Annotated in this window: 20 protein-coding genes and 1 riboswitch; of the genes, 10 read left to right on the top strand and 10 right to left on the bottom strand. The window is 45.4% G+C overall.

Annotation, left to right across the window (positions count from 1 at the left end):
- Nucleotides 1–24: 24 nt before the first annotated feature.
- The 3 genes from AAFX28_RS09355 to AAFX28_RS09345 all read right to left on the bottom strand — a co-directional run bounded on the left by AAFX28_RS09355 (nucleotide 25) and on the right by AAFX28_RS09345 (nucleotide 2433).
- Entirely contained in the window at nucleotides 25–408 is a 384-nt protein-coding gene (locus AAFX28_RS09355; protein ID WP_408687208.1) for a hypothetical protein, read from the bottom strand.
- 115 nt (nucleotides 409–523) lie between these two features.
- The gene (locus tag AAFX28_RS09350) at nucleotides 524–949 is read right to left on the bottom strand and encodes a phosphate-starvation-inducible protein PsiE (RefSeq protein WP_408687206.1); all 426 of its coding nucleotides are present in this window, start codon (nucleotides 947–949) and stop codon (nucleotides 524–526) included.
- Between the two features lie 113 nt (nucleotides 950–1062).
- The gene (locus tag AAFX28_RS09345) at nucleotides 1063–2433 is read right to left on the bottom strand and encodes an NCS2 family permease (RefSeq protein ID WP_408687204.1); all 1371 of its coding nucleotides are present in this window, start codon (nucleotides 2431–2433) and stop codon (nucleotides 1063–1065) included.
- Nucleotides 2434–2499: 66 nt separating this feature from the next.
- A riboswitch (purine riboswitch) is annotated at nucleotides 2500–2599 on the bottom strand.
- Nucleotides 2600–2886: 287 nt separating this feature from the next.
- On the opposite strand from AAFX28_RS09345, the gene gmk reads away from it, so the two are divergent.
- The 5 genes from gmk (at nucleotide 2887) to recG (ending at nucleotide 8956) form a co-directional block, all read left to right on the top strand.
- Nucleotides 2887–3510 (top strand): guanylate kinase, encoded by a 624-nt coding sequence (gmk, locus tag AAFX28_RS09340; RefSeq protein ID WP_408687202.1) that lies wholly within the window; start codon nucleotides 2887–2889, stop codon nucleotides 3508–3510.
- Nucleotides 3511–3606: 96 nt separating this feature from the next.
- Nucleotides 3607–3879 carry a DNA-directed RNA polymerase subunit omega gene (rpoZ, locus tag AAFX28_RS09335; protein ID WP_004410883.1) on the top strand — a complete coding sequence of 91 codons (273 nt, stop codon included), beginning with the start codon at nucleotides 3607–3609 and terminating at the stop codon, nucleotides 3877–3879.
- 40 nt (nucleotides 3880–3919) lie between these two features.
- On the top strand, nucleotides 3920–6046 hold the full coding sequence (gene spoT / locus AAFX28_RS09330; protein ID WP_408687200.1) for a bifunctional GTP diphosphokinase/guanosine-3',5'-bis pyrophosphate 3'-pyrophosphohydrolase: 2127 nt from the start codon (nucleotides 3920–3922) through the stop codon (nucleotides 6044–6046).
- A 74-nt stretch (nucleotides 6047–6120) separates the two neighbouring features.
- On the top strand, nucleotides 6121–6804 hold the full coding sequence (trmH, locus tag AAFX28_RS09325; RefSeq protein WP_408687199.1) for a tRNA (guanosine(18)-2'-O)-methyltransferase TrmH: 684 nt from the start codon (nucleotides 6121–6123) through the stop codon (nucleotides 6802–6804).
- A 73-nt stretch (nucleotides 6805–6877) separates the two neighbouring features.
- On the top strand, nucleotides 6878–8956 hold the full coding sequence (gene recG / locus AAFX28_RS09320; RefSeq protein WP_408687197.1) for an ATP-dependent DNA helicase RecG: 2079 nt from the start codon (nucleotides 6878–6880) through the stop codon (nucleotides 8954–8956).
- A 124-nt stretch (nucleotides 8957–9080) separates the two neighbouring features.
- On the opposite strand, the gene cysQ is transcribed toward recG, so the two are convergent.
- From cysQ to AAFX28_RS09300, 4 genes are all read right to left on the bottom strand, one after another.
- On the bottom strand, nucleotides 9081–9908 hold the full coding sequence (cysQ, locus tag AAFX28_RS09315) for a 3'(2'),5'-bisphosphate nucleotidase CysQ (protein WP_408687195.1): 828 nt from the start codon (nucleotides 9906–9908) through the stop codon (nucleotides 9081–9083).
- Between the two features lie 57 nt (nucleotides 9909–9965).
- Nucleotides 9966–10511, bottom strand: a complete 546-nt coding sequence (gene nudE, locus AAFX28_RS09310) for an ADP compounds hydrolase NudE (protein WP_408687193.1) — start codon at nucleotides 10509–10511, stop codon at nucleotides 9966–9968.
- A 122-nt stretch (nucleotides 10512–10633) separates the two neighbouring features.
- Nucleotides 10634–11221, bottom strand: a complete 588-nt coding sequence (gene nfuA / locus AAFX28_RS09305) for a Fe-S biogenesis protein NfuA (RefSeq protein WP_408687191.1) — start codon at nucleotides 11219–11221, stop codon at nucleotides 10634–10636.
- An 86-nt stretch (nucleotides 11222–11307) separates the two neighbouring features.
- The gene (locus tag AAFX28_RS09300; protein WP_408687189.1) at nucleotides 11308–11697 is read right to left on the bottom strand and encodes a ComF family protein; all 390 of its coding nucleotides are present in this window, start codon (nucleotides 11695–11697) and stop codon (nucleotides 11308–11310) included.
- A 363-nt stretch (nucleotides 11698–12060) separates the two neighbouring features.
- Here AAFX28_RS09300 and bioH point away from each other — a divergent pair, with 363 nt between their 5' ends.
- Nucleotides 12061–12852 carry a pimeloyl-ACP methyl ester esterase BioH gene (bioH, locus tag AAFX28_RS09295; RefSeq protein WP_408687187.1) on the top strand — a complete coding sequence of 264 codons (792 nt, stop codon included), beginning with the start codon at nucleotides 12061–12063 and terminating at the stop codon, nucleotides 12850–12852.
- Between the two features lie 125 nt (nucleotides 12853–12977).
- Entirely contained in the window at nucleotides 12978–13448 is a 471-nt protein-coding gene (locus AAFX28_RS09290) for an ATP-dependent Lon protease (RefSeq protein WP_408687186.1), read from the top strand.
- A 101-nt stretch (nucleotides 13449–13549) separates the two neighbouring features.
- Here AAFX28_RS09290 and AAFX28_RS09285 read toward each other — a convergent pair whose 3' ends face one another.
- Entirely contained in the window at nucleotides 13550–15871 is a 2322-nt protein-coding gene (locus tag AAFX28_RS09285) for a Tex family protein (RefSeq protein WP_408687185.1), read from the bottom strand.
- Between the two features lie 267 nt (nucleotides 15872–16138).
- Between AAFX28_RS09285 and AAFX28_RS09280 the strand changes: the two genes are divergently transcribed.
- Nucleotides 16139–18019 (top strand): RimK/LysX family protein, encoded by a 1881-nt coding sequence (locus tag AAFX28_RS09280; RefSeq protein WP_408687183.1) that lies wholly within the window; start codon nucleotides 16139–16141, stop codon nucleotides 18017–18019.
- A gap of 41 nt (nucleotides 18020–18060) precedes the next feature.
- On the opposite strand, the gene greB is transcribed toward AAFX28_RS09280, so the two are convergent.
- Nucleotides 18061–18540: a transcription elongation factor GreB gene (gene greB, locus AAFX28_RS09275; protein WP_408687181.1), complete on the bottom strand. Its 480-nt coding sequence runs from the start codon at nucleotides 18538–18540 to the stop codon at nucleotides 18061–18063.
- A 167-nt stretch (nucleotides 18541–18707) separates the two neighbouring features.
- On the opposite strand from greB, the gene ompR reads away from it, so the two are divergent.
- Together ompR and envZ are read left to right on the top strand one after the other, a co-directional pair.
- The gene (gene ompR / locus AAFX28_RS09270) at nucleotides 18708–19427 is read left to right on the top strand and encodes a two-component system response regulator OmpR (RefSeq protein ID WP_004746095.1); all 720 of its coding nucleotides are present in this window, start codon (nucleotides 18708–18710) and stop codon (nucleotides 19425–19427) included.
- 81 nt (nucleotides 19428–19508) lie between these two features.
- On the top strand, nucleotides 19509–20816 hold the full coding sequence (envZ, locus tag AAFX28_RS09265) for a two-component system sensor histidine kinase EnvZ (RefSeq protein WP_408687178.1): 1308 nt from the start codon (nucleotides 19509–19511) through the stop codon (nucleotides 20814–20816).
- 46 nt (nucleotides 20817–20862) lie between these two features.
- Here the strand turns inward: envZ and AAFX28_RS09260 are convergent, their stop codons facing one another.
- Entirely contained in the window at nucleotides 20863–21627 is a 765-nt protein-coding gene (locus AAFX28_RS09260) for a type II secretion system protein N (RefSeq protein WP_408687176.1), read from the bottom strand.
- Nucleotides 21628–21631 lie beyond the last annotated feature (4 nt).

Raw genomic sequence — 21631 nt, 5'->3', positions numbered from 1 at the left:
CGATAAATCGCAGTGAAATAAGAATTAGGCTATTGGAGGTCGGTATAGAGATGGGATCTCTACACTGGTGTAACTAATAGGTGCACTTACTGAAAGCGCATAGCGGAAAGGGGAACTATAGGAACGAACATTCGTCTCGACGAGTGCAATGTTTGAGACGTTTATATGAGAACAGCACTGTTTCTCGAAACAGGTACCGCCGGGATCGCAACAACCAACCTCAGCCTCTGGCATTGCTGATTCTAAACCACATACGCCAAACTCTATCTTCTGCACGACAGAGTTAGAAGTGTGATGAGGAGAAACATGATAAGAAGAGACGTCCGCCTGAGCTGCACTACTGAACAGCACAACGGATAGCAATGCGCTTAGAAAAAAACAAATTGTGGATGTATAGCGAAGCTGCATCACACACTCTCATCACAAAAAGGGTTGCTGAAAAGATAATCGGCTAAACAGAAAATAACAATATGATTTGAGAAGACTTTACACTTCTTTACCTCATATTGCCTCACAGATAACCCTACTCATCTTTCTCGGCAGTATTGTTATCAATGTATGGCCAATAGTGGTGGCCTACTCGAATCACCATGGTCGCTATCGCCAAAATTAATGCTGCTACTGATAGCCAAACCACCAAAACTGCATCCAACTCTTTCATACCTAAAGTGATATAACGAGCAATCGCCATCATCGCAATATAGATTGGGTAGCGTACAGGAATTTTACCATTCATCACGAACTGCTTAACCATCGCCAGCACTTCGAGATAGATAAACATCAACAGGATATCAGTCAGAAGGACACGCTTTTCAGTAAAGACATGGACAAACTCTTCGACCATCGCAAACAGCGTCGCAAGAGTTATCGCAACCAGCAGCACAGCCTCTAATGCGTGGAAGATTTTAAGAAACGGCTTACTGAAAGATTTAGGAAGATTGGAAGGCATAACCCCTATCCGTGATAAATATTAATAAGCATGCAGTTTACCACGAGAAGTATGACAAAGAAGCGAGCGGTCATCATTCTTTAGTCGATAACCGCCCTTGGTCGTGTAATTGTCTATAGCAGAAGTAGGTAAGCTAGGAATACTGCAGACAGTGCATAGATAATTGGATGAACTTGTTTGCCTTTACCTGCAACCACCATAGTAAATGCATAGCTGATAAAGCCCATAGCCATACCATTAGCCGGTGAGAAACTCAGAACGGTGAACATAATGGTAAAGAAAGCGGCAATACGAGACTCTTTCTTATCCCAATTGATTTGGCCTAAGCGACCAATCATGTAGATACCAACTACAACCATCGCCGGTGCCACCATAGCAGCAGAGAAGATAGAAAATAACGGGTATAGGAACAGAGAAACGAGGAACAGGCCTGATACCACAACCGCAGCAAGACCAGTTTTCGCACCTTGTGAAGAAGCGATGCCTGATTCAGAGAATGCAGTAATTGATGTAGTTCCCAGCACAGAACCAATCACCGTACCGCCAGCATCCGCCACTAGTGCAGAGCGTGCATTCGGCACTTTGCCATCTTTATCGATAATCCCTGCGTCACGGCCAACACCCACAATGGTGCTCATGCCATCAAAGAAATCGACAATCAGGAAGATAACCACAACAAACAGTAGATCGAACATTTTGTCTGCGGTCAGTGCTGAAAAATCAAATACCGCACCAAACGTGCCAGACATACTTGGCGGCGCCGTCACAATCTCTTCTGGGATTGGCGCATTGGATGTCCCCATCACTATGTCAGCAACAATCGTTAGAACAATAGCGCTTACAAACGAGATAAACGTCGCGAGTTTGATGTCACGCACCATACAGCCCAAAGCGATAAAGATACTGACATAAGCGATGATCACTTGTGGGTCAGCAATGTTACCCATACCAACCAAAACAAACTTGTTATCAACGATAATGCCAGCATTTTTAAGACCCAAGAAGGCAATAAAAAGACCAAGCGAAACGGTAATAGCATTTTTTAAATCTTCTGGAATCGACTCAATCAACGATTTGCGAATATTAGTGAGTGAAAGCAGTAGATAAACCACACCAGATAAGAAGATACCAAATAGCGCCTCATTCCACAGCAAAGCCACCGAACCGCTTAGAAGCATCCCTTTAAAGAAGCCGTTCATACTCATCCCTGGTGCAAGCATGACTGGGTAGTTACCCCATACTCCCATAATAAAGGTCGCAATCGCAGCCGCGAGAGCCGTAGCAGTAAACACCGCGCCTTTATCCATTCCAGGGATGCCCCCCAAGATTGCTGGATTAACCGCTAGAATATAGCTCATCGCTAAAAAGGTAATAAAGCCTGCATATAGCTCGGTACCTAGGGTTGTTTTGCGTTCAGTAATTTTAAATACAGAATCTAAAAGACCTGCTTGATTTTGCGCTTTAAGCGTTGAATCGAGACTCACAGTGAAACCTATACAATTAAGATGGAAGGTAAATGAGATGAAATGCCGTAAGCGGTGATAATAGGAGTCTCAGCACTTAAAAACTGTAGTCACTAAGATAGGCTCAGTGGTAGAGACATCTAGACCATCACTCTAGATATATACAGCATTTAATCGTTTGCGCGGATTGTAAGGAAGTAGAACAAAAACTCAACGATTATTTGATCAAATCCACAAAACAGTCCAAATTATCGTATTGAGTTGATGAGTTAAATTAACGATATAGAGACACAATTTTGCTAATAAAGCAGAACTCATCAATGTTATTGTCCTAAATAGGCGATTTATGCTACTCTTCGCCTCCATTTTTCTGGCCTAAATTTCACCACTTCGGTGAGTCAATCCGGTCAGTGCTATCTTTATATATGTCAGCTTACTGCTGGCTGTTATCAAACCAAATGTGAGATCGTACCTATGGGTAAAGGCACTCTATATATCGTATCTGCACCAAGTGGTGCTGGAAAATCTAGTCTTATTTCAGCAATGCTAGAAACAAATCCAACCTACGCGATGAAGGTGTCGGTATCTCACACGACTCGTGGCATGCGCCCGGGTGAACAAGATGGTGTCCACTACCACTTCGTACAGAAAGAGCACTTTGAAGAGCTGATTGATAAAGGTGAGTTCCTAGAGTGCGCAGAAGTGTTCGGTAACTACTATGGCACCTCTCGTGTTTGGATTGAAAATAATCTAGATAAAGGGATCGATGTGTTCCTAGATATTGACTGGCAAGGCGCTCGTCAAATCCGTGAACAAATGCCTCAAGCAAAAAGCCTATTTATCCTACCACCATCAAACGGTGAGTTAGAGCGTCGCCTTAACGCTCGTGGCCAGGATAGTGATGCTGTTATCGCTAAGCGTATGGCAGAAGCGAAGTCAGAGATCTCACACTACAGTGAGTACGACTACGTGATCGTTAATGACGATTTCGATACCGCATTAATGGACTTTAAGGCCATCATCCGCGCAGAAAGATTGAAGCAAGACAAGCAAGCTGCTAAATATAAAGGCATGCTTGATGCGCTTTTAGCTGAGTAAATTAGCCGAATGGCAAACAGATCCTAGACACTAGGAACTGTCAGCCTGTATAATTTCTCGTCATTCAAAATTTTAGTTAACTAATTTGGAGTTCTCATGGCACGCGTAACTGTTCAAGACGCTGTTGAAAAAGTTGGCAACCGTTTCGACCTAGTTCTAATTGCGGCACGCCGCGCTCGTCAAATGCAAACTGGTGGTAAAGATTCACTAGTGCCAGAAGAGAATGATAAGCAAACGGTTATCGCTCTACGCGAAATCGAAGAAGGTCTTATCACTAAAGAGATCCTTGATGCACGTGAGCGTCAAGAACAGCAAGAGCAAGAAGCCGCTGAACTAGCAGCTGTAAGCAGCATCGCTCACAGCCGTTAATTAGCCCCTCTCTTTTACAACTATCTTCCGGGCCTAAAGTTTGTATCTATTCGATAGCCTTAAAGACGTTGCCCAAGAATACCTAACAGAGCCTCAAATTGAGGCTCTGCGTCAATCTTATGTGGTAGCGAAAGACGCCCATGAAGGGCAAACCCGCTCTAGCGGCGAACCTTATATCATCCACCCTGTTGCTGTAGCTCGCATCTTGGCCGAAATGCGCCTCGATATTGAGACTCTACAAGCAGCCCTTCTGCATGACGTCATAGAAGACACTGAAGTAACCAAAGAAGAGCTCGAAGCTCAATTTGGTAATACAGTTGCAGAACTTGTGGATGGCGTTTCTAAGCTTGATAAGCTTAAGTTTCGTGATCGCAAGGAAGCTCAGGCAGAAAACTTCCGTAAGATGGTTCTTGCCATGGTGCAAGACATCCGCGTTATTCTGATCAAACTCGCTGACCGTACTCACAATATGCGCACACTAGGAGCTCTTCGCCCAGATAAAAAGCGCCGTATTGCTCGCGAGACATTAGAAATATACTCTCCACTGGCTCACCGCCTTGGTATCCACAACATCAAAACAGAGCTGGAAGAGCTTGGTTTTGAAGCGCTCTACCCGAACCGTTATCGTGTTCTTAAAGAGGTAGTAAAAGCTGCGCGTGGTAACCGTAAGGAGATGATTCAACGCATCCACGATGAAATTGAAGGTCGACTTGAAGAAGTTGGTCTAAAAGCTCGTGTCTTTGGCCGAGAGAAGAATCTTTTCTCCATCTACAATAAGATGAAAACCAAAGAGCAGCGCTTCCATACCATCATGGATATCTATGCTTTCCGCGTCGTGGTTGATGATGCAGACACCTGTTACCGAGTGCTTGGTCAAGTTCATAGCTTGTATAAGCCACGTCCAGGTCGCATGAAAGACTACATTGCGGTACCAAAAGCGAACGGCTACCAATCTATTCACACTTCAATGGTTGGCCCTCATGGTGTACCAGTTGAAGTTCAGATCCGTACCGAAGATATGGATCAAATGGCGGATAAAGGTGTTGCGGCTCACTGGTCTTACAAAGGCAACGGTGAACGCACAGGCACAACCGCTCAGGTTAAAGCACAACGTTGGATGCAAAGCCTACTTGAGCTACAACAAAGCGCAGGTAACTCATTTGAGTTTATCGAGAACGTTAAATCTGACCTGTTCCCAGATGAGATTTACGTCTTCACACCGAAAGGCCGCATTGTTGAACTGCCAGTAGGTGCAACTGCAGTAGACTTCGCTTATGCCGTACACACTGACGTAGGTAACACCTGTGTTGGTGCTCGCGTTGATCGCAACCCGTACCCATTAAGCAAGTCGCTTAAAAACGGCCAAACAATTGAGATCATCAGTGCTCCAGGTGCTCGACCGAACGCAGCTTGGCTAAACTACGTAGTGACATCACGCGCGCGTACTAAGATCCGCCAGGTTCTGAAAACAATGCGCCGCGAAGAGTCAATTACGCTAGGTCGCCGCCTACTGAACCATGCACTCGGTGAACTATCACTTTCAGACATTAGTGAAGAAAACATCAACCATGTCTTGGGCGATCTTAAGATTGACTCGATTGATGACCTATTAGCCGATATCGGTTTAGGTGAACTGATGAGCATCGTTATTGCTCGTCGTCTACTTGGTGATGCGGACGAATTAACCGAAGTTGAAGCGTCTAACGAAGCAGATAGCAACAAGAAGAAGCTGCCTATCCGTGGAGCGGAGGGGATTCTTCTGACGTTTGCCAACTGTTGTCACCCAATTCCAGACGATCACATCATTGCCCATGTATCTCCAGGCCGAGGCTTGGTGGTTCACCGCGAGATGTGTCCAAATGTACGTGGTTACCAGAAAGAACCAGATAAGTACATGGCGGTAGAATGGTCTGAAGATTACGAAAAAGAGTTCATTACTGAAGTCACCGTTGATGTTCAAAACCGTCAAGGTGCACTAGCCGAACTGACCAACGTAATCTCGAAGACAGGTTCAAACATTCACGGGCTTTCTACTGAGGAACGTGATGGTCGCTTGTACACTGTGACAGTGCTGCTAACAACTAAAGATCGTGTTCACCTTGCAGGCATTATGCGTAAGATTAAAGCAATGCCACACACGCTAAAAGTACGCCGTCGTAAGAACTAATCAACTCATTCGTTGAATATAAATGTCCTTGAAGCCATTGGTTTCAGGGACATTTTTGTAAGTAAGTTATCATTATGAATTTAGAACGCTACAACCGAATCCAAGAAGTCCTTAAAGCTCGCCAAGCAGATCTCACACTCTGCCTCGAAGAGGTTCATAAGCCAAACAACGTTTCAGCGGTAATTCGTACTGCTGATGCAACAGGCATCCACAAGATTCATGCGGTATGGCCTAATGAAATGCGCACTTTAAGCCACACGTCAGCAGGCGCTCGTAACTGGGTTGATGTAGATACTCATGATTCTATCGAAGAAGCCATCACCGAGCTCAAAGCACAAGGCATGCAGGTTCTGGTAACCAACCTCTCAGATACGGCTGTCGATTTTCGTGAAATTGACTACACCAAACCAACCGCAATCATTTTAGGTAGTGAAAAGGTCGGCGCTTCTGAAAAAGCCAAGCAACTAGCCGATCAGGACATTATCGTACCTATGGTTGGCATGGTTCAGTCACTCAATGTTTCAGTAGCAAGTGCGGTTATTCTTTATGAAGCGCAGCGTCAACGTGAAGCGGCAGGCATGTACGAGAACGAAGTCAGCTCAGTTCCACAAGAAACCATTCACCGTCTGTTGTTTGAACGTGGCCACCCTGTGCTAGCAAAAGTGGCTAAGCGCAAAGGCCTAGCTTACCCACCACTTGATGACCAAGGCCAAATCGTTGCAGACGACGATTGGTGGGCAGAGATGCAGAAAAAGTAGTATTTCCCTGTACAAAAACACAGCTCGATGGTTAACTATCTAAATTAGATTGAATGACTTATCGAGCTTTTTTATGTCCCAGCTACTCTCTGCTATTCCTTTAACGTCGTTAACTGGCGTCGGTGCCAAAGTGGCCGAGAAATTAGCAAAAGTTGGGCTTGTTACTGCTCAAGACTTACTGTTCCATCTTCCTCTTCGTTATGAAGACCGCACTCGTATTTATCCAATAGCCAAACTGCACGCAGGGCTCTGGGCGGCAGTGCAAGGCAAAGTAATGAGCATCGATACCCTTTTCGGTAAACGCAAAATGTTGGCGGTAAAAATCAGTGATGGCAATGGCACCATCACGCTGCGTTTTTTCAATTTTACCGCAGGCATGAAAAACAACTTCGCTGAAGGAAAAACCGTTCATGCCTATGGAGAAATTAAACGAGGCGGTTATGGGTTAGAAATCGTCCACCCAGATTACAAGTTTTATGCTCCGAACCAAAAAGCGGATGTTGAACAGACATTAACTCCGGTTTACCCAACTACAGATGGTCTGCGTCAAGTTACATTGCGTAACCTTACTGACCAAGCTCTTGAGTTACTCGACAAAGCCGCAGTGCAAGAGCTGCTGCCTAACGGATTATATGATCAGCAAACAACGCTTGCTCAAGCGCTACATACCATTCATCGTCCGCCGCCAAATATCGACTTAGAGCAATTCGACGAAGGTAAGCACCCAGCGCAAATACGCCTAATAATGGAAGAGCTACTTGCCCAGAACTTATCCATGCTCTCAGTACGTAGTAAAGGTCAACAAGACACCGCCCTACCTTTAGCAAAACGCGATAACCTCAAACAGCAACTGCTGAGTCAATTGCCGTTTTCACCGACTAATGCTCAAGCTCGCGTCGTACAAGAAATCGAACAAGACTTGGAAAAGCCTCACCCTATGATGCGCTTAGTTCAGGGCGATGTAGGCTCTGGAAAAACTCTTGTGGCAGCCTTAACTGCACTTCGAGCGTTAGAGCATGGCTATCAAGTCGCACTGATGGCTCCGACTGAACTATTGGCAGAGCAACATGCGATCAACTTTGCTAGTTGGTTAGAACCAATGGGCATCAAAGTCGGCTGGCTTGCCGGAAAACTAAAAGGTAAAGCGAAAGAAGCGGAACTGGCTAATATCGCTAGTGGTGAGGCGCAAATGGTGGTTGGTACCCATGCGCTATTCCAAGAACACGTTGAGTTCCACCATTTAGCGTTAGTAATTATTGATGAACAACATCGATTTGGTGTCCACCAGCGTTTAGAGCTGCGTGAAAAAGGAGAAAAGCAAGGTGCTTATCCTCACCAGTTAATCATGACCGCAACGCCAATTCCACGTACGCTGGCAATGACCGCCTATGCTGACCTTGAAACCTCAGTAATTGACGAACTGCCACCAGGTCGAACACCAATTCAAACCGTCGCCATTCCTGATACTAAGCGTGAGGATATTGTCGAACGAGTACGTAATGCTTGTCTTAACGAAGGCAAGCAAGCTTACTGGGTATGTACACTAATTGACGAGTCTGAAGTACTTGAAGCCCAAGCTGCCGCCGATACCGCAGAAGAGCTACAACGCAAACTGCCAGATGTCAAAATCGGTTTGGTTCACGGCCGAATGAAGCCTGCCGAAAAACAAGCCGTCATGCAGGACTTTAAAGACAATAAACTCCACCTTCTAGTTGCCACAACCGTGATTGAAGTCGGTGTTGATGTACCAAACTCAAGCTTGATGATTATCGAAAACCCAGAGCGTCTTGGTTTAGCTCAGCTGCACCAGTTACGCGGGCGAGTAGGTCGAGGCAGCGTTGCGAGTCACTGTGTGTTGCTCTATCACTCACCGCTATCTAAAACTGCCCAGAAACGCCTAGGTGTGCTGCGTGAAAGCAATGATGGCTTTGTGATTGCTCAGCGTGATTTAGAAATTCGCGGCCCAGGTGAATTACTTGGAACGAAACAAACTGGTATGGCAGATTTCAAGATTGCCGACTTGGTGCGTGATCAGCGCCTAATACCGGAAGTTCAGCGCATCGCTCGTCATATTCATGACAACTACCCAGGTAATGCTGTCGCGATTATTGACCGTTGGTTGGGTGATAGGGATGTCTATTCGAAGGCGTAATGACAGACTGTCATCCTCAAGAGTGAGGAACGAACGAGTTGGGGATCTCATAAAGCAAGTAGAGAACTTACAAAGACTCCCTACTCGCTGCTTCGTCACTCGATGGAGCGACTATATAGATTAACTAATCCTTCACTTGCAGAATCTCATCCCACGGCAAGTTTTCATCACCCAACACAATAAAGTTCGGGTTTTCCAACGTATCACGCTCGTTGTATGAAAGAGGCTCTAATTGAGTACTCAAGATACGTCCGCCAGCTTCTTCAACAATACATTGCGTCGCAGCAGTATCCCACTCCCCTGTAGGCCCTAGGCGTAAGTAACAGTCGACTGCCCCTTCCGCAACCAAACATGCTTTCAATGCAGCAGAACCCAGCGGTACTAAATCATAGTTCCACGCACTACTCATACGGCCAGTAATACGATTGATATCTTGACGACGACTGATTGCCATCGCTATTGGGCTTTTTGGTCCATCATGCTGATGCGTCTTGATACGAACACTCTCACTCAAGTCCGGAATTTTCCAAGCGCCTTTACCGTGATAAGCATAATATGTCACCCCAGAAACAGGGCCATATACCACCCCCATCACTGGCTTATTGTTCTCTATCAGAGCAATAATCGTAGCGAAGTCACCACTGCGAGCAATGAATTCTTGAGTCCCATCGAGTGGATCCACCAACCAATAGCGATTCCATTGTGAACGTTTATCTAAGCTTATATCCGCAGCTTCTTCAGAAAGGACAGGAATGTCGGGTGTGAGCTCCGATAATTTCTCAACAATCAGCTTATGTGCAGCAATATCGGCACTCGTGACTGGGGTTTCGTCACTTTTGGTAAATTCTTCGTACTCTTTCTTCTCGTAAATATCGAGAATTAACTGCCCTGCACTGCGAGCAATTTCAATCACGGACGGTAAATGATGAGACAAGTCTTCTGTTATTGGCATAAAAATTCCTTTGCGCTCTCGCTATAACTCCTTTGCTCAAGGCAAGGACGATGATTATTATTTTAAAAGGCGTAGAGCAAGTAATAACGCAGTAATACTTCGCGCTTCACTAAAATCGAGGTGCGTCAGCAGTTCTTCAGCTTGCGCTAACGGCCAACGAACCACATCTAATGGTTCAGGTTCATCACCTTCTAACTTTTCTGAGTATAGATCTTCGGCAATGAATAGGGTCATTTTACTAGAGAAATAAGAAGGTGCTAAAACGACTTCTTTTAGTGGAGTCAGTTTCTTTGCACCTTGACCAATTTCCTCTTTCAACTCTCGAATCGCAGCTTGCTCAGGAGTCTCCCCTGGGTCAATCAACCCTTTTGGGAAACCTAACTCATAACGCTCTGTCCCTGCCGCATATTCACGAACAAGCAAAATGTCGCCTTGCTCAGTGATTGGTACCATCATCACCGCATTTCGGCCACTTGGCTTCATACGCTCATAGGTACGTTCTTCACCATTGCTAAAACGCAAATCCAGCGCTTCAATAGCGAACAGTCGAGACTGTGCAACTGTTTGTTTATCTAGAATTTCTGGTGGAGTACGTTTAGCCACAAGCCTGCTCCTTTACGAAAGTTGAAGATCTTAATATATGAGAAATCTTATTGTTTTGAAAACAAAAAAAGGGCTGGCACAAACGCCAACCCTCTCGATTCGGTTCAAGTTAGACAGATGTCTTAGTAGTAAGAGTGCTCACCACGGTCATGCTCAGTCGCATCACGTACCGCAGATAGTTCACCTTCAAACTGTTGAAGAAGTTCTTTTTCAATACCTTCTTTTAGAGTCACATCCACCATAGAACAACCGTTACAACCACCACCAAAGGCTACGATAGCAATGCCTTCTTCCGTGATTTCAACTAGGTTTACATGGCCACCGTGACCTGCAAGTTGAGGGTTAACTTGTGTTTGAATTACGTATTCAACACGCTCTACTAGAGGAGCATCATCAGACACCTTACGCATTTTCGCATTTGGTGCCTTCAGAGTAAGTTGAGAGCCCATCTTGTCCGTTACGAAGTCGATCTCAGCATCTTCTAGGAATGGTAGGCTTAGCTCATCGATATAAGCAGAAAAACCTTCAAACTTAAGTTCTGTATCCGTGCTCTCTACCGCTTCTGTTGGGCAGTAAGACACGCCACACTCTGCATTTTGAGTGCCTGGGTTTACAACGAATACACGAATGTTTGTACCTTCTGGCTGCTGACCTAGTAGGTTAGCAAAATGAGTTTGGGCAGTTTCTGTAATAGTAATAGAATTTGACACGACGAATACCTGAGTAATTTTGTAGGCTATTTGTTGCCCATTTTACTCCTGAAAATAGAGAGATCTAGCGTTTTGATCAAATTCAGCTAAGTTACTGGATCAGGAGTTCGACAAACGCAATAAATATCAACGCTTTTCACGCCACTATCAAGCAGTAATTTACATAAATGCTGCACAGTACTCCCTGTGGTGACAACATCATCAACAATCGCGACATGGCGGTAAGTTTTCGATGATTTTAGCTTAAAAGCACCATTTAAATTCATATGACGCTGTTGGCGATTAAGTCCTTTTTGCTGTTGAGTAGAGCGTATACGTTCAAATAGAGGGATGTAAGGTCGCTCAATACGCTTAGCAATTGATGCCGCCAATAACTCACTTTGGTTAAAGCCTCGTCGCCACTTTCTACGCCAATGCAAAGGCACGGAAGTAACCACCTCTGCTGGTATATCAATTCTGGGCAGTAATAGATCCACGAGTTTTCTCGTTTGCCAAAACTGTCCTTCATATTTTAAGTGATGAACATAGGTAGACAGTGGCTGCTCATAATTTCCAACACAATATAGCCGATCCCAAGCCGGTGGCCTCACCAAACATTCACCACATTGGGCAATCTCTGTACTACAAGGTAAACCACAGCGAAGACATCTAGGCGCGGGTAAGAATTTTTCGCTGCAAGAAAAGCAAAAGCCACCCCCTTGGTTTTCTAGGCTTAATCCACATAGTTCACAGTTAAGAGGTAACAGGTCGGCGATGTATTCCCGCAATCTTTGAGTTAACATGAGCAAAATCCCAACAATGGAAATTCCCATTGTGAAGATCGACGCTCAACCTAAAGGATGAAAAAAGTGGCACAGAACGAGAGTAAATTAGAACCTTTATTTTGGCATACAGCAGGGAGTGGCGAAGATATCGTTCTACTTCATGGCTGGGGAATGAATGGCGCCGTTTGGCAACAAACTGTTGATGTTCTTAGCCAACATTACACGGTTCATGTTGTCGATCTACCAGGATTTGGCCATAGCCATCGTTCGGGCTTTGCCGACATGGAAGAGTTAGCAAGTCAGGTTCTTGCTGATGCTCCTCAAAAAGCGACTTGGCTTGGTTGGTCTCTCGGAGGCTTGCTTGCTACTCATATCGCTCTCAATCACCCGGACAGAGTTCAAAAACTGATTACCGTTGCAAGTTCACCTAAATTTGCGGCTGAGCGTCCATGGCGCGGTATTCAGCCCGATGTGCTAAGCAACTTTACCGAACAACTCGTAGAAGATTTTCAGCTTACGGTTGAACGATTTATGGCACTTCAAGCGATGGGAAGTCCATCAGCAAGACAAGATGTCAAACAACTCAAGAAAGCGGTACTTTCACGCCCTGCTCCAAATCCAAACTCCTTGCTTGCTGGGCTTAAGCTGTTAGCCGACATTGACTATCGCGCTGAACTCGACCGCTTAACCACTCCCACACTTCGACTCTATGGTCGGCTCGATGGCTTAGTACCAATCAAGGTTGCGAGCGACGTAGACAATCTATTACCAAGCAGTGAAAGCTACACATTTAGCGCCTCTTCCCATGCACCATTTATGACGGAGTTTGATGAGTTTTGCCAGAAAGTTCGTCAATTCATCGCCTAAGTATTTGTTTCTAATAAGTACATTTAACTAATTGTCATTTGCGCTAAATTTTTGTCGCTACTGGTCGATAAATATACTAACCGACGGAGTGTTCGCTCCAACGGTTGGGCGTGAGGAGACAAACAATGCTCGTATCACCTACGAACGTAAGCGTTCCACTGATCGCCCCATCGGTTAATGTGCAAACAGAACAAGCGGCACGCGACAATAAAGTCCGAGAGCCGATTGCTCCAACCATTGCATTAGCCAAGAGTAACGCCGAACGAAAAGTGACGGCAGACGATAAGCGACGAAAGCAATCTTCATGGGATCCCTCGGAGCACCCTAGCTACGAGACAGATGAAATTGAAGATGCTGTGGCCGCTTCTCAATATCAAGCTGAAGATAATATCGAACGGCTTTTTAAACTGCTCTCACTCGATAGTTACAGCGAACATCAAGGTAAAGGCTATGCCATGCGTTTTCGCTTGCCGAGACGCATAATCGATGCGGCGATATCAGAAGGGATGATGGCCAAACGAAGGACCGTGATTAAATTTCATTACGGCCATGCGGTTGCACCAAACACTCCATCTGATGTAATTGCGGTGTTGTAGTACCTTGTTTAGTGCAAGCTCGATAAGGTAATACCAAAAAAATCCCCGCCAGTATTGCTACTGCGGGGATTTGTCTTTTTTAAAACGTCCACTAGCTGTTATTAACGCTTCGCTTTGGCAAAAGCAGCAGCAAATGCGCCGCCCATTGCGTTATTTCCGCTGGACTCTTCACGACGACGTTGACCACCTTGTGTTTGGCGCTGCTGACCACGAGGGGCACTTGAACGTTGAGAGCGGTTGTCTTGTCCAGGCTCATCATTTAGACGCATAGAAAGACCAATGCGTTTACGTTGCACGTCTACTTCCATTACTTTGACTTTAACGATGTCGCCCGCTTTCACCACCTCACGTGGGTCAGACACATAGCGATCGGTTAACGCAGAAATATGAACCAAACCATCTTGGTGGACGCCAATATCAACAAACGCACCAAAGTTCGCCACATTCGATACCACACCTTCTAAGACCATCCCAGGTTCAAGATCAGAGACTTTATTCACGCCATCCGCAAAGGTCGCCGTTTTAAACTCAGGGCGTGGGTCGCGTCCAGGCTTGTCTAACTCTTTAATGATGTCTGTCACCGTTGGAACACCAAAATTATCGTCGGTGTAATCGACAGCATGCAGGCCACGTAAGAACTGCGTGTCACCAATCAAGCCTTTAACATCTTTCTGGTTCTTCTCAGCAATCGCTTTTACCACAGGGTACGCTTCTGGGTGCACTGATGATGCATCAAGTGGGTTTTTACCATCCATAATACGAAGGAAACCAGCACACTGCTCGAACGCTTTAGGTCCAAGACGTGCCACCTTCTTCAACGTCGTACGTGCTTCGAAACGACCGTTTTCATCACGGTAGTCGACAATATTTTGTGCAATGGTACTCGATAGACCAGCAACACGAGTCAATAGCGCAGGAGATGCTGTATTCACATCAACACCCACGGCGTTTACACAGTCTTCTACGACCGCATCAAGGCGCTTCGCGAGCATAGACTGGCTAACATCGTGCTGGTATTGACCAACACCGATCGATTTTGGATCGATTTTCACCAGCTCAGCCAATGGGTCTTGTAAGCGACGAGCAATCGACACTGCACCACGCAAAGATACATCAAGGTTCGGGAATTCTTTTGCTGCCAGTTCAGAGGCCGAATAAACCGATGCGCCCGCTTCACTCACCATGATTTTCTGTACTTTCAGATTGCCTCGTTTAATGAGGTCTGCAACGAAACTGTCTGTCTCACGAGAAGCCGTCCCGTTACCAATGGCGATTAGGTCAACATTGAACTTGCGAACTAAAGCATCAACGACTTGCGCTGATTTATCGTATTGATTTTGAGGTGGATGCGGATAGATAGTTTCTGTAGCTAACACTTTACCTGTAGAATCAACCACGGCGATCTTTGAGCCTGTACGCAGACCCGGATCAAGACCAAGGGTTGCACGAGGGCCAGCAGGTGCGGCCATTAACAAGTCTTTTAGGTTAGTGGCAAAAACTTCGATCGCTTCGATTTCCGCGCGCTCTTTCATCGCCCCCATTAGCTCAGTTTCCATATGCATAGAAACCTTAATGCGCCATGCCCAGCTAATAACCTGCTTGCGCCAACCGTCGGCTGGAGCGCTGCTCAATGAAATACCGTAATGATCGCTAATAATCGTTTCACAGTAAGACTGACGAGCCCCCTCTTCTTGTTCAGGGTCAGAGTTCATTGCGAGAGTTAAGAAGCCTTCATTTCGACCACGTAACATAGCTAACGCACGGTGTGATGGGACCTTGCTCAGCGCTTCATTATGCTCGAAGTAATCTTTGAACTTTTCACCTTCTTGCTGCTTACCATCAACAACTCGCGCCACAAGCTCTGCATTACGAGAGAGGTGCTGGCGAATTTTCTCAAGCAGGTTCGCGTCTTCTGCTATACGTTCCATCACGATAGCTCGTGCACCATCTAGTGCCGCTTTGGTATCGGCGACGCCTTTATCTGCATCAATATAGTGCGTTGCTTCCGACTCTGGCTCTGTCTGAGGATCATTCCAAAGCTTATCAGCCAAAGGCTCTAGACCAGCTTCGATGGCAATCTGCCCTTTGGTACGGCGCTTTGGTTTGTATGGCAGGTATAAATCTTCTAAGCGCGTTTTACTGTCTGCTTGGTTGATTTCTGCTTCCAACTCAGCCGAGAGTTTGCCTTGTTCTTGAATCGATTTAAGAATGGTTTGACGACGGTCATCCAACTCACGCAAATACGATAAACGGCTATCAAGGTTTCGCAGTTGGGTATCATCCAGCCCACCAGTCACCTCTTTACGGTAACGAGCAATAAACGGCACAGTGTTGCCATCATCAATTAAGTTAACAGCAGCGATTACTTGCTCAGAACGTACGTTCAACTCCTGAGCAATCAAATTACAGATAGCTTGGCTCATCCGTGTCTTCTCTTAATTCTAATGTAGGTATCAGCTCACGCTTCATGCGCTCTATAGCTGTCGATATGACTCAATATATTGGGGTAACTAACAGATTTTGCAATGCTTTCGACGCAGGTCAGAAAACTAGCTCATAAATTGCTGACCTAAGTTGGACATCGGTCAAAATTGTGTCAAAACTAAGGAGGATTTCGAAACTTATTCGCTCAAAACTGCCTACTATTTCTATAAGCACGAATTTAATAATGAACAGGCGCGGAATAATAAATGAAAAAATTGTCACTGGCGGTCGCTTTAGCAAGCTCATTACTTACCTCATCACTTTCATGGGCTGCCCCTCTTGAAGCCACAACTCAAAAGCCCGTTTATCAGCTCGAAGACAAACTGGTTCTTGGTCGAGTCGAAAGCGTTTACTTAAAAAATGTCAAAGGATTAGAAGGTATCTCTTTCGCTGGCAAGATAGACACTGGCGCAGACACAACCTCCATGCATGCTGAAAACATTCACGTTTCAAGTGAGCACCCTAAGTTCAAACATTTAAAAGATGAGAAGCTTATGAAAGCTCTCATCGACTACGATCCGATTGATGACGTCCATTACGATAAGTGGGACGATGAACTCTTTGCACCCTACAAAGTCACCGTTTCGTTCACCGTTCCTCACCCTCATACAGGGAAAGATATCGACATATCACTGCCTATCGAACGTGTGGGGGTGATTCGCAGCCGCACCAGTAAAGAGCCCCTATTGAGGCCTACCGTCAACCTGCCTCTCGTCATTGCGGATAAAACCGTGATGACGGATGTCAACTTGACTAGCCGCACTCAGTTCTCAGCTCCGTTCCTCATTGGTAAAACATTCCTTGATGACAATGCTTGGGTCTTTGCAGGTTACGACTACTTACAAGAACAAAAAACAGCACAGCTGATTGGTAAAAAAGAGAGTGTCATGATTGATGGTCTTACTCAAAAGATCAGTTATTCACTCAAAAACAACTACAGCTCTTTGCACGCAACAGACATCAAAGTCGATGAGAAAAGTGGTCAGGTGAACTTCACACTCGAAGACAAAGACGGCAAAACAGCTCAACTCTCTCGACCTTTAGTCCGTATGCTCAATGTAGATGGCGAGCAAAGGCCGCTTGTATTTGTCCCGATCAATACCAATGGCGATGAAACTCAATATTGGATGGTTTATTTAACCGACCGCAGTGACTACAGCTCTCAGCTTCGCCTAGGCAAAGGTACCTTAAACAAGCGCTTTATGATTGATACCAGCAAGAAGTCGCTATTAAGCGGTGCGCCGCAAGCTTTCAATAGCAAATCTAAAGCGATGCAAGTAACAGGTGAAGAAAACCTGGTGCTCGATGGTATCCCACTTCACGCAGAACCTTCTTTAGTCGTAAAAACGCCGCTGCTCAAAGTAAGCAGCTTTGAAATGTTCGAGAAAAAAGGCAAAGAGTGGGTTACTTATTACCTCACCAATTCAGAAGGTGATGTGCAGCAGTTCTCTAAACCTATCAACAAAAAACTGCGCGTAGGTGAATCGGTAAGGCCTGTCGTATTTGGCACTTTCACTCTATATGGAAAGGAAGTAGAGATGCCTTACGCGATTGATGTCCTCAATGACGATGAAGTGGAAGATTACTTCATAATTGGGCAAAAAATGTCGAAAAATGGCGTGCTCATCAATACCCGAACAGAGCACCTATTAGATGCTTATCCATTATTTACGGCTGGTCACATCGAAGTAGCGAAAGTAGAAGGCATGAGCTTTCCAGTGAAGCTCGATACGGGAGCCGATGTCAGCTCAATCAACGCACAAAACATCAAGCTGTTTAAAAAAGATGGTAAGCAAATGGTAAGCTTCACCTATGAAAATGATGTTGGTATGAAAGAGAAATTCACCCGAGAAGTGGTCGATACCATGACTATCACAGCCAAAGAAGGTGAGAAGGCCAACGTTCGTCCGGTGGTGGAGATGCAAGTTGCACTCGGAGAACTTGAGAAAAAGATTCACGTCAACTTACAAGATCGTAGCCGCTTCCATTACAGCATGATTCTTGGGAAGAACTTCCTCAAATACGGTGCGGTTGTTGCCAGTGAAACCGACTACATCGTAACGGATAAACCAGACTACGAGAAATAACGCACTTAGGTTAATAAGCCCCGTATCATGCGGGGCTTACTTTATTCTTCACTATAGCGGATGCTGTTAACAAACCACTCTTTAAAACCTTCTGGCGTTTTCACACTGAACTCGTCATCTACTTCTTTTTTGAGTAATGCACGCGCCATTGGTGAATCAATCGAGATGTAGCCTTTCGCATCCCCGTAAATTTCATCCGGACCAACAATACGAAATGCTTTGGTTTCACCAGATTCATTCTCTATTTCAACCCAAGCACCAAAGAAAACCTTACCCTCTTGCTGAGGTGAGTAATCTACTACTTTGACTTGTTCTAAGCGTTTACGCAGGTAGCGAACACGACGATCGATCTCTCGCAAACGTTTTTTGTTGTATTGGTAGTCAGCATTTTCACTTCGATCCCCTAGGCTCGCCGCCCAAGTAACCTTTTTGGTCACTTCAGGCCGGTCCTCTTTCCATAAAAAGTCGAGCTCTTTCTTAAGTCGATCAAAGCCTTCTCTCGTTATTAGGTTTGTTTTCATATTTCTGACGCTATTAAATTGCAGTTCCGATATACATTAGCTAAAAAGGAAATAAACGTTAACAATTCTTTGCGCCAATAGAACAAGAACAGTGTTACATTTTAAGCTGCGCAACAGAATCATCACTCTGTGTTTGCGTAAGCTTATTTAATAGGTGGAACCATTACATGCAAGAAAATCACAAAATTTTAGTTGTCGATGATGATGCACGACTTCGTGCCCTACTAGAGCGTTACTTGTCTGAACAAGGATTCCAAGTTCGTAGTGTTGCCAACAGTGAGCAGATGGACCGCCTGCTAACACGTGAAACGTTCCATTTGATGGTATTAGACCTGATGTTACCAGGAGAAGACGGCCTATCGATTTGTCGCCGTTTACGTAACGCAAACAGCACCTTGCCTATCTTAATGTTGACGGCAAAAGGTGATGAGATTGACCGTATCGTGGGTCTTGAGGTGGGTGCAGATGATTACCTGCCAAAACCATTCAACCCTCGTGAACTATTAGCACGCATTAAAGCCGTGCTTCGCCGTCAAACAACTGAACTACCTGGCGCTCCAAGCAGTGAAGAGTCAGTTGTTGAATTTGGTGACTTCCGATTGAACCTAGGTACACGAGAAATGTTCCGTGGTGATGAAGCAATGCCTCTGACTTCTGGTGAGTTTGCGGTATTAAAAGCGCTGGTAACCAACGCTCGTGAGCCAATGTCACGCGATAAGCTAATGAATATGGCACGTGGCCGAGAGTATTCTGCAATGGAACGCTCCATCGACGTACAGATTTCTCGCTTACGTCGTATGCTTGAAGTTGACCCAAGCAAACCACGCTACATTCAAACCGTCTGGGGCTTAGGTTATGTCTTTGTCCCTGATGGCAAAGAAGCCTAGAATTAACAGACATTGATAGAGTGCGAGACTGAGTCTCGCACTCTTTGTTTTGACCACCGTTACTTGCCCAAGGTTGGTGTTATGCGCATTCGCAGCTCATTTACTCAATCCATACTCATCTTTCTGACACTACTGATTGCCAGTCAGGTCTACTCTTACTACGCTGTTTTCAACTACGCCCTCATGCCAAGCTTGCAACAGTTCAACAAGATCTTAGGCCATGAAATTAATCTGATGCTTGACGATTCAGATGCCCTTGATGGTGACTTAGAAATGGACTCGTTGATGCGTCGCCGTGTCCTAGAGCAGCTTGGTGTGACCATACACTCAAAAGATAGCCAAATCGCAGATGAGTACTACCACGCTGTGAGTATCGATCTTATGAGTGAAGAGATGACTCAAGAGCTCGGCTCTCCGACTGACGTACGAATGATGCTGGGCTCCGAAAGCTATGTGTTATGGATGCAGATCGAGTCCTTACCCGACTCTTTATTGAGGATCCCACTCTCTGAGCTACAGGAAGAAGATTTTGCCCCACTATTTCGCAATAGCCTGATTATGGCACTGCTGATTGTCGCAGGCGGTTGGTTATTTATTAGAATGCAGAATCGTCCACTAACAGCGTTAGAGCGTGCAGCAAAAGGTGTTGGTCGTGGTGAGATTCCACCACCTATCCCTGAAAAAGGTGCCTCCGAGATTCGATCGGTCACTCGCGCTTTCAATCAAATGTCTAAAGGTATTCAAGCACTCGAAGAAGATCGTGCTCTGCTAATGGCAGGTATTAGTCATGACTTACGTACTCCACTGACTCGTATTCGACTAGCAACCGAAATGATGTCGCCAGAAGACAGCTACCTTGCCGAAGGCATTATTAGTGATACTGAAGAATGTAACGAGATTATCAGCCAGTTTATGGACTACCTCAAGCCGGTAAACAAAGAGTCGTTTATTCCTATCGATCTGAATGACATTGCCAGTGATGTCGCATCATCTGAAGGAGGTTATGAAGTACAAATCGAAACCGACCTTCACAAGCCTTTAAAAGAAACATTAGGCAGTGCAATAGCGATAAAACGTGCAGTCAGTAACTTGGTGGTCAACGCGATTCGCTATGGTAATGGCTGGATAAGAGTCAGCACAGGTATCACCGCTGACAACAAATTAGTCTGGGTATGTATTGAAGATAATGGTCCCGGGATTGAGCAAAGCCAAATTGGCAAACTGTTCGAACCCTTTACCCGTGGCGATACAGCACGTGGCAGTGAAGGGACTGGGCTTGGACTGGCCATTGTGAAACGCATAGTCAGCCAGCACAATGGTTCCGTTATCGTCAATAATCGCAGTGGTGGTGGTTTAAAGGTTCAAATTAGCTTTCCTGCTAGTAAATAAACTAAGGGCAGCCATTGTGGCTGCCCTTATCAATTCTGTTCAACGGCTAGAATCGCCCTCGAAAAGTAAATGGAAATTTACCTTCTGCATTTGCTTGATTAGGTAACCACTTCAGTTGTTGAGCTAGTTCATTCGGAAAATCACCTTCCGGCTTAAACCAAGCGGTAACCGCATAGTTACGATTTGCTTCTAAAGTCACATCTGCACTACTTGATACCTGCTCGCTGTTTTGCTCTGCAGTAAACGCAATCTTGCTGTCCTGGCAATTAAACTGCGCGATCACTGGACCAATAGATAAACTCGCTAATGGTGAGTTTACCACGTCAGTGTTCCATACCACGCTACCTTCCGCGGCCTGACAATAAGGCGCAGCATAAGAGTATGAACGAAGACTTAGTTCAACTTGTCCATTCAGCTCAAGAGGTACGGGTAGTGCAGGAGCATACTCTAACACCGACTCAACCGGCATCGACACCATCAAGTTTTCAGCATATGGGCCACTCGCCGAGTAGCCGACCACACCACGCCCTTGTATCTGCATATCACTACCACGGCCAAAGCGCACATTCGCTTCTACACTAGCCGCTATAAGTTTAGTAGGACTTAGCTCCCAGCTCAGCTCACCATAGTTTTTTCGATTCCATATCACTTGGTTTGCAGAGCCTTGCCACAGTGTGCCTTCTACACCAACAAGACTAAGCTGGCTTGGTAGAGGAACATATTGCACGATAAACTGCGCAGGAACATGGACGATCGCGCTCGTAGCCAATACACCACTCAAGAACAGTCCAGATAGGATGATTTTTTTCACACTT

This window comes from Vibrio sp. TBV020 (assembly GCF_046056895.1).
Taxonomy (GTDB): domain Bacteria; phylum Pseudomonadota; class Gammaproteobacteria; order Enterobacterales; family Vibrionaceae; genus Vibrio.
Note: the sequence above shows the minus strand (reverse complement) of the source record. Positions and strands in the feature narration are given on the sequence as shown.